The organism is Lysinibacillus sp. NPDC097214 (genome assembly GCF_050277945.1).
Taxonomy (GTDB): domain Bacteria; phylum Bacillota; class Bacilli; order Bacillales_A; family Planococcaceae; genus Lysinibacillus; species Lysinibacillus xylanilyticus_B.
Window position 1 is genome coordinate 1 of sequence record NZ_JBNNSS010000012.1, and the last position, 13,373, is coordinate 13,373.

At 38.9% G+C, this 13,373-nt stretch carries 9 protein-coding genes; 3 read left to right on the plus strand and 6 right to left on the minus strand.

What is annotated here, in order from left to right:
* Nucleotides 1–549: 549 nt before the first annotated feature.
* Together ACQKMI_RS21040 and ACQKMI_RS21045 are read right to left on the minus strand one after the other, a co-directional pair.
* A complete protein-coding gene (locus ACQKMI_RS21040) occupies nucleotides 550–2,739 on the minus strand; it encodes a DNA topoisomerase III (protein ID WP_427492081.1) in 2,190 nt (729 codons plus the stop codon).
* Nucleotides 2,740–3,253: 514 nt separating this feature from the next.
* Nucleotides 3,254–4,327, minus strand: a complete 1,074-nt coding sequence (locus ACQKMI_RS21045; protein WP_427492083.1) for a glycosyltransferase — start codon at nucleotides 4,325–4,327, stop codon at nucleotides 3,254–3,256.
* 264 nt (nucleotides 4,328–4,591) lie between these two features.
* Here ACQKMI_RS21045 and ACQKMI_RS21050 point away from each other — a divergent pair, with 264 nt between their 5' ends.
* The gene (locus tag ACQKMI_RS21050) at nucleotides 4,592–4,816 is read left to right on the plus strand and encodes a hypothetical protein (RefSeq protein WP_427492085.1); all 225 of its coding nucleotides are present in this window, start codon (nucleotides 4,592–4,594) and stop codon (nucleotides 4,814–4,816) included.
* Here the strand turns inward: ACQKMI_RS21050 and ACQKMI_RS21055 are convergent.
* The 4 genes from ACQKMI_RS21055 to ACQKMI_RS21070 form a co-directional block, all read right to left on the minus strand.
* Nucleotides 4,811–5,569 (minus strand): hypothetical protein, encoded by a 759-nt coding sequence (locus ACQKMI_RS21055; RefSeq protein ID WP_427492087.1) that lies wholly within the window; start codon nucleotides 5,567–5,569, stop codon nucleotides 4,811–4,813. The two genes, ACQKMI_RS21050 and ACQKMI_RS21055, sit on opposite strands and share 6 nt — an antisense overlap.
* 1 nt (nucleotide 5,570) lies before the next feature.
* Nucleotides 5,571–9,353, minus strand: coding sequence for a DEAD/DEAH box helicase (locus ACQKMI_RS21060; protein WP_427492089.1), 3,783 nt, complete (start codon nucleotides 9,351–9,353; stop codon nucleotides 5,571–5,573).
* Nucleotides 9,354–9,474: 121 nt separating this feature from the next.
* The gene (locus ACQKMI_RS21065) at nucleotides 9,475–10,029 is read right to left on the minus strand and encodes an NADPH-dependent FMN reductase (protein ID WP_049667893.1); all 555 of its coding nucleotides are present in this window, start codon (nucleotides 10,027–10,029) and stop codon (nucleotides 9,475–9,477) included.
* Nucleotides 10,030–10,796: 767 nt separating this feature from the next.
* Nucleotides 10,797–11,642: an NAD(P)H-binding protein gene (locus ACQKMI_RS21070; RefSeq protein WP_427492091.1), complete on the minus strand. Its 846-nt coding sequence runs from the start codon at nucleotides 11,640–11,642 to the stop codon at nucleotides 10,797–10,799.
* 271 nt (nucleotides 11,643–11,913) lie between these two features.
* Here ACQKMI_RS21070 and ACQKMI_RS21075 point away from each other — a divergent pair, with 271 nt between their 5' ends.
* Nucleotides 11,914–12,960, plus strand: coding sequence for a PseG/SpsG family protein (locus ACQKMI_RS21075; protein WP_427492093.1), 1,047 nt, complete (start codon nucleotides 11,914–11,916; stop codon nucleotides 12,958–12,960).
* A gap of 194 nt (nucleotides 12,961–13,154) precedes the next feature.
* On the plus strand, nucleotides 13,155–13,340 hold the full coding sequence (locus tag ACQKMI_RS21080; protein WP_285397488.1) for an SE1832 family protein: 186 nt from the start codon (nucleotides 13,155–13,157) through the stop codon (nucleotides 13,338–13,340).
* Nucleotides 13,341–13,373 lie beyond the last annotated feature (33 nt).

A 13,373-nucleotide genomic window follows, 5' to 3' on the forward strand; every position in this document is an offset into this window, starting at 1 on the left:
TTTGATGTCCAAAATTTTGTTTCGTTCACCAACTCAAGGTTAGCTACTAAAAACTTTATTGATTACGTTTTGCTTGTTCAGTTTTCAAGGTTCATGTCGTTGCTGTTTTCTTCAGCAGCAACTCTTATATAATATCACGCTATAAACTTGATGTCAACAACTAATTTATTTAATTTAATTGTTTTTCAGAAGTTATCTTGGCGACTCGTATAATATTACTCTCTTAATTCAAAAAGGTCAACACTTTTTCTAAAAAAAATTAATACTTTTTCATTTCATCGAAAAACTTCCTATTTATATACTTACGAAAAAAATTATCATTAGACGCTTCATCTTAAGTTAATTTAACTTTTTTATTGCATCTAAAAATAGAATTTTTTATCATATCCTTAAATATTTATAGACTGACAAAGAGAAGCTGAGACACAACCATGCCCTTTCTCTTTATTAAAATTGATATGCTCAAATAGAAAGCCCAGAAAATTTTACTGTCAGTAAAATTTTCTGGGCTGCTTGTTATTTATTGAGGCTTTGTCTCAACTTCTTTTATTAATCGAACTTCATCCCTTTTAATAAATCCGCGAACGCATTGTTAATCGGTTCAGCTTCTTTGTCCTGCTGCTTCATGTACTTCTGCACACTGCGTTTATCTACTTTACCGCCGCCTTCTTTTTTACGACGGGCTTCAAATGCAGATAATTTTTCACGATAACCACATTTACATACGAAGATTTGGCCATCACCTTCACCACGAAGCTCTAGCTTTTTCTTACATTGCGGGCATCGTGCGTTTGTGACACGTGATACGTTTTTACGATGACCACATTCACGATCTTGGCAGACAAGCATTTTGCCTTTTTTACCGTTGACTTCAAGCATTGGCTTGCCACAATCCGGACAGGACTTTGTTGAGATATTGTCATGCTTGTATTTTTTATCGCTTCCTTTAATTTCAGCGACGATTTCTTGCGTGTGCTTTTTCATTTCATTGATGAATACATCTTTTTTCAACTTACCTTTTGAAATGAGCTCAAGCTTTTGCTCCCACTCGGCTGTTGTTACTGGAGAACGTAATTCTTCAGGCACTAAGTCAAGTAATTGACGACCTTTGGATGTAATGTAAATATCTTTGCCGCCACGTTTTTCGATTAAGAATGAATTAAATAGTTTTTCGATAATATCTGCACGTGTTGCGACTGTCCCTAATCCACCTGTTGATTTCAACGTATCTACAAGCTTCTTATCGTTCGTTTCCATATACTTCGTAGGATTTTCCATAGCCGATAGTAATGTTGCCTCTGTAAAACGTGCTGGTGGCTTTGTTTGACCAGATGTTTGGGCAATTAGCTTTGTTTTTAATAGTTGTCCTTGTTCTAAACGAGGAAGTAGTTGCTCTTTTACATCATCCGTTGATTCCTCATCATCAAAACGATTTTGATATACTTCTTTCCAGCCAGCATTTATAACCGTTTTCCCTCTGGCAATAAATTTCTCATTACCGATTTGAGCTTGTACGGTTAATTGTTCATATTCTTGTGCTGGGAATAACACAGCTAAAAATCGTTTTACTACTAGATCATAAATTTTACGCTCTTTATCATTGAATGCAGAAAAGTTCACATAGCCCTCAGTTGGAATAATGGCATGGTGATCGGATACTTTACTATCATCTACAAATGATTTATTCGCTTTGATCGGCTTTGTTAAAATTTTATTCGCGAATGTACGATATTCTCCGATACCACATGCTTTTAGACGCTCAGGTAATGTGCCGACAATATCAGATGATAAGTAGCGAGAATCTGTACGAGGGTATGTCAGCACTTTATGAGATTCATATAGCTTTTGCATAATATTTAATGTTTCTTTTGCAGAATAACCGAATAATTTATTGGCATCTCGCTGTAATTCTGTTAAATCATAAAGACCTGGGGCAAATGATTTTTTAGGCTTGCGATCAACTGAAGCAATTTTTGCATCTTGATTGCCTAGTGCTTTGACAATAGCGTCGGTTTTTTCTTTATTAAAGCTACGTGAATTCCCGTTTGCATCTTGCCATGTAAGCTTTAATGAATCTGTTTGTGCCTCAATACCGTAATACGTTTGTGGTTTGAAGTTTTTAATTTCATCTTCGCGTGCAGCAATAATCGCAACCGTTGGGGTTTGAACACGACCACAGTTTAGCTGTGCATTAAATCTTGTCGTTAATGCTCGTGTCGCGTTTAATCCGATATACCAATCCGCTTCAGAACGAGCGACAGCAGCAGCATATAGATTATCGTAGTTTTTACCCGGTTTTAAATTTGCAAATCCTTCTTTAATCGCTTTATCTGTGACAGATGAAATCCATAAACGTTTAATTGGCTTTTTCACATTTGCTTTATCGATAATCCATCGAGCAACTAATTCACCTTCACGCCCAGCATCAGTAGCGACAATGATTTCATTTACATCATTACGCGTTAACTGTGATTTGACCGCATTATATTGCTTACCCGTCTGCTTCATAACGACTAGCTTCATGCGCTCTGGCAACATTGGAAGGTCTTCTAAATTCCATGTTTTATATTTATTATCATAGGCTTCTGGATCAGCTAATGTTACTAAATGTCCTAATGCCCAAGTAACTATATATTTGTCACCTTCTAAAAATCCGTTCCCTTTTTTATTACATTTCAAGACATTTGCTATATCACGTGCAACTGAAGGTTTTTCAGCAATAACTACACTTTTAACCATATATTCGTACTCCTTTACTAACTATGTACTGTCTAATATACCATAAGATTGGGGCAGAAATTGTTTTAGAGCCATCTACTTATTGTCAATCATAGTCATTGTCAGAGAAATGATCAGGTTGGCCTGGGATCTGATCAGGTGCTGGGTAAAATGATCAGCTATACCCGTGATCTGATCCGGTTGCCAGGTAAAGTGATCAGGTAGTCCCTAGATCTGATCGGGTTGCCGAGTAAAGTGATCAGGTAAGACGATTAAAAAAAGCAAATTCACGCTAATTGTGAGTTTGCTTTTTTCTATGCTTCAAAAAATGTTGATGATGAACTGCATACTCAAACGCTCAAAACATATGTTGAGTTAACAGAATGTTCACAAAATAGAAAGGGGATGAATGAATGGATGCTCGAACTTTCAGACCTCGGAATGTGATTTTTATGACCATTGTTGTTTTTGTATCGGTGTTAATTGGTTATGGTATATATATTAATTTTATTGATGTTCCCTTTCCATGACGGCCTTATTTCTTTAACTGAGCCAACAAGTATTTTCGGTTGTCTAGTATGCGCTGATCATTTGGTTTAAATTTACGTGCTGCCTCATTATGCTGATGTGCATTTTCATAGAGACGCAAGCGATTGTATAACAAACTTAACTGCAAATGCGGAAGCCATGTGGAATAAGCATGTTTTTGAATACCCATTGTTTGTTCTATAGGCTGCTGTAACGCTTGTGAATACCAATAAATAGCCTCTTTATTTTTCAATTGCTCCATAAAAAAATGACCGATTCGGCAGCATGTTTCTGGTCTTGGTCGATCATATAATAGTGATTGTAGAATAGCTTGTGTTGCTTGTTTTGTATCATTTAGCTGTTGGTAGCAATCCGCTAAATTTAAGCAAGCTTCGATATGATCGTCAGTACTACCTTTTGTGGAATCTAGGAAACTATGATAGTGATTGATTGCTTCTAAAAATCGCTGGTGAATTTTGAGCTCATTTGCGTAATGAAATATTTCTCTAGCTGAAAATGGGTGCCCTTCTTTTTTTAAACGCTCATAAATAGTAATGTTGCGATGAATATCACTTTTTCTTGGCAAATGTGTAACGGCTATATCGCTATGAAAGAGCTGGCCTGTTACATCTAAATACTCATGGACGGCACCCTGCCACTGAAAATTACGTGCTCGTTTTACGAGACGAAATCTTTTTTCACTTGATTCCACACAGCCATCTGCATCAAGCGTTACATAATAAGCCATGGAAACAGCATCGACGTTAGGATAATATAGCGATTGCTTAAGTTGTAGAAGTTTTTGCTGATGCTCTGTTGTGATGACATCATCTGCATCGAGCCATAAAATAAAATCTTTCGTAGCTTGCTGAAAGGAAAAATTACGTGCTTTGGCAAAATCATCACACCAAGTATAGTCAAAAATTCGAGAGGTATAGTTTCGGACGATATCTTTTGTACGATCAGTTGAGCCTGTATCAATAATATTGATTTCATCCACTAAATGTTGAACGGAGTCTAAGCATCTTTCAATACTACATTCTTCGTTTTTGACAATCATACATAAACTAATCGTAAACATCGGTCCCCTCCTTTTTTGTAATAATATATGCGAGCTTAAAAATTTATCGAGGTCTTTTACCATTTTATCGCCTTACTTTTTGAATTTATCACCTAACTTTTTGTTTTTATCACCCAACTTTTCCGTTTTATCGACATACACCTAAAAAGTGTATGTCTTTTCGGCAAAACGAGGGGTTGATTTCCGTTCCGACTGGGCGCTTTGTTGCTGTCGCTACGTTAGCACTACGCTTTCGCACAGAGCAAAGCTTCCTGGGGGCGTCCGATGAGCCGCTTGGGCCAACACGATGTTGGTCACGAAGGCATTATCACAGGATGTGATGGTTTTAGCCTTCGTTCCTCTATTGCTGATCCCCAAGGAGTCGCCCAGTCTCCACTCCAATCACCCACTCTACATAGCGTGTATCTTTTGGACAACCTTGACCATTTTTTTCAACGCTATGAAAAACAAAATAACGAACGCTTTATACGTTCGTTTTTTGTCTTATAAGTATTTCTTACGCCACTCTAGTTGTTCTTTTTCTGTGAGTTGTTGTTCTAGGTGCGGATCCCATTGATTTAACAGCGCATTCCATACGCGAACGAACACAATATCTTGTTCTTTATCGTGGAGGACAAATTCAAGGCATGGGCTATCATTAATTTGTTTAGCGTCGGTTTGAACAATTTTTGCCACTATTTTTTGTGAAGCTCCAGCTCCAGCTTCTTCGCCATCCTCTTGCTGTAACGCTTCTATTAACATAGCTTCGTCGAATTCTTCCTGCTTCTCAGCCTCTTCATCTACATAGCGATAGAGTTCTGGTAGATCATCATATTCTTCGATATTGCCCTCATCGACAGCAAGAAATGCAAGATGGCATGGGCTATAGTAAAGGTTAGCCATTTCTACTTCTAGCTCTTCTTCGAAGATGCCACGTTCCAGTTGCTGCTGTCCTTTAGATGTTAATCGATAAAAGCCTTCCTCTTGCTCAATAAGACTTACTCGAGACATTTTCGATACTAAATCCTCAATAAATAACGGATCGACTAGTAATAACTCACTTAAATCCTGTGCATTTGCAAAATCCGCTTCCTGTATGCTGATTAACAGCATGGTCATCAAGACATCCATAGTGGAACGACGAACAGGCTCATAGGATGCTTCTACTGTTCGAATAGGGATGCACCATTCATCGGTTTTGACGATTTTAATATTTCGGTTTTGCTGAAGTTCACGCATTAAGCGCTGCTGCAATTTTGACAATCTACATCACCTGTCCTTCATGATTACGCAAGCCGTTATAGGATATCACTGTATCTAATAGATTGCTGTACATCTCTCGTGTATCTGGATGCTTCGCACGTTTGGTAAACATCTCAGCACTTCCCACAAGTAGTAATAGCTCACGGGCACGAGATAAGGCAACGTTTAAACGACGGTAATCTTTTGCAAAGCCAACGTCTCCCCCTTTAGGTGTATTACGTACCATACTCACTAATATGACGTCCATCTCCATACCTTGGAACTTATCGACTGTCCCGGTTCTAAATTGAAGATGCGGTAACTGTAATTCCTGTTGCAGAAGGCGATTAATTTTCTTTACTTGCTCCCCGTAGAAGCTAATAACCCCAACGCTCTTTTGTGCATCCTGAGGCATGCGTCCGGCTGCTTTCGCTTCGATAACAGCCTTATTCAAATCGGTTAAAATACGTCGAATAGTTTGTAATTCACCCTCATTATAACGACTCGTTCCGCCTTTTACCTGCTCCTCTAAATAAGGTTTTTCGGTCGGAATATCAACCCATAGCAAATGATCATCTCGGTTAACAAATTGTCCTTCTAAGCAATGGTCTCGCGCTGCATCTGAATCTGGTAAACCACATTGCAAGCCATTTTCCTCTTTCGCGTAAAACGGTGTAATACTGTGCATAATTTTCTCATGCATTCGGTACTGCAATGCCAGCATTTGCTTATGTGTTTGCGGTAAATTATTAAATAAACGTTCAAACAACGATTCACGCAACAGATTTTTTAATTCCTGCGCACCGTCAAAGTTTGGATTTTCATCGAGCATCGCCTTTAACGTTTCCTCCAACGTATCATCTCCAAGGAGTGGAGGTAGCTGATGATGATCGCCCACTAAAATAATTTTCTTACCCTTCAACATTGGCAATAATAGCTCTGGTGGTGTGGCCTTTGATACTTCATCAATAATGACAACATCAAATGTCGGGTAGTTCTCCATAAATTCTTTACTTGCTGAAGCCACACATGTTGTACCGATCACATTCGCATGACGCACATATAATTTTCGAATTTCATCTAAATCATATTCAGTAGCGTTCTGCAACTTATCACGCCATTGCTCTTGTAATTTTTTTCGAAGAGGCAGCTGCTTCTCCTTGCGCTGTAATTCCTCCATCGCTACTTTGGAGGATGCAATTGCTTCCTTTACCTCCTCGGAAGTGCGCTCCGGTGTTGATTGTAGGAGTTTGGTGCAAGCTGTGAGCTGCTTCTCTTTCTTTAACCCAGCTATATTAATTTCTTTTATATTTTCCTCTAATTGTGTGAGCTGTTGTTCAATCTCTTGTAAGCTAGTCTGCGCTGTTTGAAGCGCCGCTTTCTTTGGTAGGAGCTGTGTATTAGCCTGCTCGACTGCCTCCAGCTGTTGACGTGCTGTTTGAAGAGAAGATTTCGCTTGCGATACTAGTATTTTTAAATGCTCTACAGACTCTTCTGGCTCAGCATCCATTTGGAATGTCGCAACTAGCTGCTGAAGTCGTTCTGTATGCTGTAAATATGGTTGCAATTGTCGCTGTATGCTTTGAACGTCAAAGCTTGTAATCGCGCATTCTTGATGTATTAAGCCACCAATACCTTTACGTAAGGACTCAAATTCCTGATCTTTATGCTGTTGTTGTTGTTTCAGCGCTACACCTTTTTGCCAGACAAAATCACGACGCATATATAATCCGAGCAAGAAACTCTCAAGTTGCTCGGCAGAAGGTGTTTGATCATCTTGAAAGGCTGTATTGAGCTGGGCAAAAACCCCTGTTAGATTTTGCAACGAAAACGATTGAACAGGCTGTAATTTGCTTTTAGCAAGGGCACGTTCTTTTTCTTCATCCGATACCAACGCCTCAAGCTTTGCGATCGCTTTTTGTAGACGCGAATTGATGGTTGCCCATGCCTCTAAATCCTTAGCATCCTCTAAATGCTGTAAACGACTTATTTGCTGTGACAGCACATAAGATGGGCGAATTTGATAGTGCTGTAAAAATCGTTCGATTCGCTCATAGGACGTTAAATTACCGATATATTTTTCGGCTTCCTTCATTAATTGAAGACGATTATTTTCCTCTTCATATTTCAATTGGATATCTTTGAACTGCACTGCTAGATGCTGCTTTTGCTCTTGCAGCTCCTTATATTGAGCAGCCGCTTCCAATTGCTCCATCTTGTGAGTAGTTTCTTCTATAGTAAGCTTTAGCTGCTCGATAGACGGGCTTTCAGTAAGGGTCTGCTCAAGCGATTTTACAGCAGGCTCGATTTGCGCCAGCTGTTTTTCATAATGCTCTTTATGTGCCTCGTTCTCCTGCTGCTCGGCTTTTGCAGCCTTTAACTCTTTCTTTAACCCTTGTATTTCCTGCTGTAAAATGGGCTCGTCAATTGCGGCCTGCTCTTTTGCAGCTATTTCCTTTGTTAACTCCTCAAGCCATGCCTCAAGCTTTTCTAGCTCTTCTTCAGCCTTGCTAATACTTGATTTTAGTTCCTGTTCACGTTCTGTAGAGGCTGTGATCTCCTCTTCGATCGCTGCGAGAGTTTGCTCACGCCAATGAAGCGCAACATTTTCCTCAATAAATTTTTTACCTTCTTCTTCAATACTTTCCGTTCTACCATAGCGTAAAATTCGAATTTCTTGATTGGAAAGAAGTCTCCCTAAGGCATTATCCACGGCTAGATTTGATTGGGAAGCTACAAGTGTTTTTAAACCAGCTTTCACATTTTGCTGACAAATTTCAGAAATAACAGTTGTTTTCCCTGTGCCAGGAGGTCCTTGAATGACAAACAAATCTTCAACAGACAATGCGCCTAAAACAGCTCGTCGCTGATATTCGTTTAAATTATTGTGAAAAACAATATCTTCTCGTAGCTTGGATGTTCGAACTGAGGGACGCTTTTCAAATAGTATCGTCTCTAAATTAGGGTTAACGGCCTCGCCTTTTTCTAGCTTTGTAAAACCATTGCGTAATCGTCTAATTTGACTCAAAGTCGCAAAATTACTAAAGCTCGCTTGCTTTGAACGAAGGTTAAGCTGATCTTTACGTGCTAAATCCTGCACAAAAGGCTTTAAGTCAATTTCTATTGTCTGCTTCCCTGCATTAGCCTTTAATACTTGTCCAATTTCACCGCGTACTCCTTGAATGTTCACACTTAACCCTTCAAGCTTCTTCCATTCCTTCGATTTTATAAAAGGGCAGACAATTGTGAGCCTAGTAAAATCTTCATTAAAATAGCTTTGCTTAAATTCTGTATGAATGTCATCAATGGTCGCATCACGTTCTTGGATTTTTAAAAAGCCTTCCCAACTCGAGATACGCTTTTTCACATATTCTGTGCGCTCCTCGGCTATTGGTAGCTGTCTTATTTTTGTATGAAGATCAAGCGGAATCCCTGCTCCATTGTTAGGTCTTGTGACAAATTGTAATGCTGCTGGTAAGCGTCGATTGGTATTGATGGGGCCTCGCATATGTACAAAACGAAGATTTGTAGCTAGCAACCCTTCTACCTTTAGCACACAATCCATAATGGCTGTTTTCTCAGCAAGGACGTCCGTTAACTTTTCATTTTGCTCTGCATTAAAATAAATCGATAAAAACGTTTCACCAATTGTTTTGGCTTTGCGCTTTTCGATATAGACGGTAAATGCTTTTTGTAAGGCAAAAAAGGCATGCTCATTTGCTGAGCATTCCTCTACCGCTTCCTTCGCCTTATTCGTCAATATTAGATTACAGCGTTGTTTTTCTAGTACAGCGATGTCCTGCATGAGCAGCCCTCCCTTCCGATTCACTAAAGTTCTATTTTATCACATCGTAAATGGATACTTGAAAAGAAAAATCCCCTGCACAGTGATTTCCTTCCACTGCACAAGGGATAAAGATCTTATTTTAATGTTGATCGATCGGTTCTTTCGGCAATGTTTTGCTCATTTCACAATATTGCACAAAAACACGAGCCAATTCACGTAAGCGATTATGAACATCTTCGTCTACAATATTATTATCCGCATCAAAATGAGATGTGTGTGTATATACATAGTTCGGCGTCACAAGTGCACGGAAGTAGTCTAAAATTGGTTTTAACTGATTTTCTACTACTAAATGGTGTTGATATGTGCCACCATTTGCCACGATCGATACTGGCTTATAGCGCATTGTTTTTGGATGCAAGAAATCAAATGCATTTTTCAAAACGCCCGGAATCGATGCTTGGAAAATCGGTGTAGCGATAATATATGCATCCGCTTCCTCAAACTTTTGAATCATTTCCTTCATGTCATCATTTAACGGTGAACCATCTACAATTTGATGCTTATATTGACTAAAATGCATAATTTCTAATTCGAAACTAGCATCTAATTCTTTAATATATTGCTCCACTTGCTCTAAAATAGCACCAGTTTTGCGACCAAACATCGTGCCATCAACGAGTAAAATTTTCATTTTCTTTTTGCCTCCACATTCATCTTCTACAATAATATTGTAACAAATGAAAAGAGGCACGAAAAGAATTGTAGTAGTGAAAACCGTAATTTCAGTCTTTAGGCGGAACGTAGTCTACACAAGAAATATCGCTTCAGAAAAAAGACTTTGCTATGGCGATTACTTGTTATTAAAATAATATTTTCACAGATGAATTTGTTACCACTTTGAAGACGCTGATTTTCGCTACGGGCTACTCGCTTTCCTGCGGGCGAGCGTCGAGCCGCTTCCTCCGCTTCGCTTCGTGCAGGGTCTCGTCTGCCTCGCTTTCCCGCGGGAGTCGAGTAGCCCTCCGCTACAATCAGCGAAAAATGAATATATATAACGAAAATGTCAATAAAAAAATCTCTTTTCAGACAATTATAAACCTATATTTCCCTAATCAACGTGCCTGATATTTGCATTATTATTTGGTTCATCTCCAAAAGTTAAGGATGACATTTGTTAAAACATATGCCATATATATTAGTTGATCTTCGTTACGACTGGGCGACTCCTCGGGGATCAGCAATAGAGGAACGAAGGCTAAAACCATCACATCCTGTGATAACGCCTTCGTGACCAACATCGTGTTGGCCTGAGACCCTGGAGCGAGCAACGCGAGTGAAGCGGCTCATCGGACGCCCCCAGGAAGCTTTGCTCTGTGCGAAAGCGTAGTGCTAACGTAGCGACAGCAACAAAGCGCCCAGTCGGAACGGAAATCAACCCCACGCTATGGTGATGGACCTTTATTTATCCCGACGATGTTGGAATTTTACTTCTTTATCTACAACGGTTTCTTCTATTTTATATTTATCTCGATTAATCACAACTTCTTGATTTACTTTATCTCCTTTATCGCTAGAACCTGATAATTTGCGCTTATCCCAATTAAATAATTGCTCCCTTGAAACGTCCTCATCCTGCGTTTCAGGAAAATCTAACTGCGCCAATTCCTGAGATGGATAAATGATTACCGGTTGTTTATCGCCGTACAGTGCAATAACGATCATCGCCTTTGCAACTTGGGAAGCTTCTATAGCTCTTGAACGCTTTAATGGTCCAACTAATAGTGGCTTTGCTAACTTTAAAACTTTCTCTCCCGCCTTTTCACCTAAGCGAAATTCTTCTCTCTCCCCAACCAATAAAGATGGGCGAATAATAGAAAGTCTTTGTAAGCCTAGCTCCATCAGATCATGTTCAAGCTTTCCTTTTACTCGATTATAGTAAAATGGAGATTTTTCATTTGCCCCCATTGCTGTAATGACTAGCATATGCGGGATTCCTCGTTTTTTGGCTAACGAGGCAATCGTTAGCGGATATTCAAAATCAACTTTCTCAAATTCCTCACGAGATCCTGCCTTTTTAATCGTTGTTCCTAAACAACAATAAAGTTCATGTGCAAGTTCGATATCTTTTTCCTCTAAAGTATCTAAATTACGAATTTTTACTTCTAGCTTTGGATGCGTAAATGCTGGCGCTCTTCGTGCAATCACCGTAACTGAAACATATTCATCATTTTCACATAATTGTTCTACAAGAGAGGTACCTGTTAATCCAGTAGCCCCTACAACAATCGCTGCGCGCATTCCCATTGGTTCTACCCCCTTCTAAGCTCGTTTGCTCCAGAAGCCGCACTGCCGGAACAAGGCTTCTATTTTTGCTAAAAAAATCTAAAACAATCCTATATGTATCTTCCCGCAAACTCTACTTTATTTATCGGTCAAAAAGGGAGCTCTTACTCATTTAATTTGTAGAAGTTTGAAAAACTATTTAGAGCTATAATTTATCTAATCCTAATTTTTTACACATACTTGCCCATCCTTCACCATAGTTTAAATAGACGGATGAAAGGATGGGATACATTTGCAAAACGAAATTCAAGCAACAGAACTAAAAAAGACGATTGTTTTCATTATTGAAAGCTGTATCGATAAAGGGCTGTATCCTTTTGAACGGGTTGCAACGCTGGCAAAGCTACTTGCAAATGAACAAGTTTTCATATTTGTAAAGACCCCTTCAAATGATGGGATTCAAATTTTAATGAATGATAATCTCTCGCCAATCTTATTTGAACATTTTGATGAGCTACCTAAACAAATGAAAGGTCTTCAGCCTGATTTAATTGTAAGAGATGGCCGTAACTCTGAAAGCTGGCAAGTGCAAAATTTACGACCGTTCTGCAAATCAATCATTCATTTTGATGATTTAGGTGAGGGTGGCCAAGCCTGTGATTGTGTATTGCTAGCACTCTATCAAGAAGTTAAAGATTATTTACCTTCTCATTATATTGGTGGAAGCTTCAATTTCGCATTACCAGAAGCTTATCAGCATTTTGAGGATCGACCAGACATTAAACTACCCGAAAACCCACCTCATATCGTTGTTGCTTTTGAGGATGGGGACGAGCATAACTTAACCTACCGTACTCTTCGACACTTAACGCAGCTACAAATTCCACTACAAATTACAGTGATGATTGATGAAAGCTATCGACATGCAACAGATGATTTGCAAATGATGGTGCTTAGTCGTCGTAACACTGCCATTCTTCGTGATAAAAACGCACTCCTAAAACTATTACCAAAAGCAGATGTTATTATTTGTAATGCTAACTATACACCTTATAAAATCGCCTCTTATGGTGTACCTTGTATTACGCTTGCACAAACGGAGGCTGAGCTATTACATGCCTTCCCTCGCGAACATAATGGCTTTATTCACCTTGGACTTGGTCGCAAAATGAAACAATCACAAATTCAAAACGCTGTCATGGAATTTTTATTACATGAGGCTCGAAGCGAACGGGCTGTTAAAAAACAACGACAGCTCAATCTTGTAAGTAACAATGAAGCACTACAGTCATTACTTTTAGATTTCGCTTACGATAGACATAATATCGCTTCTACTTAGTGATTCTTTGAAGGTGGATATGATACAATATAGAAGAATTTTTCACTTTCACTTATCTTTAATTTACTAAGAAGTGAATTCAAGCAACATAGGTACCCGATTGATAGTAACTAATAAGCGGTGGGGGTAAAAAAACCTCCATCGCTTTTACACGCATTCGTTATACAAAATATACACAAAAAGGAGCAATCATCATGCCATCAAAAAGCGATATTGAATATCAAATTAAAGAGCTAAAAATGGATTACATGAATTTACAAGGCGACATTGAGAAGCTTGAATCTACAGGTCATAATGATCAAGTAGCAAAAGCAGAGCAACGCCTTGCAAATATGGAAGCTACGCTAGCAGAGTTAAATAAACAATTAGCAGAACTATAATATTTAGCGGTCATTAGCCGCTACCCTCGGAGG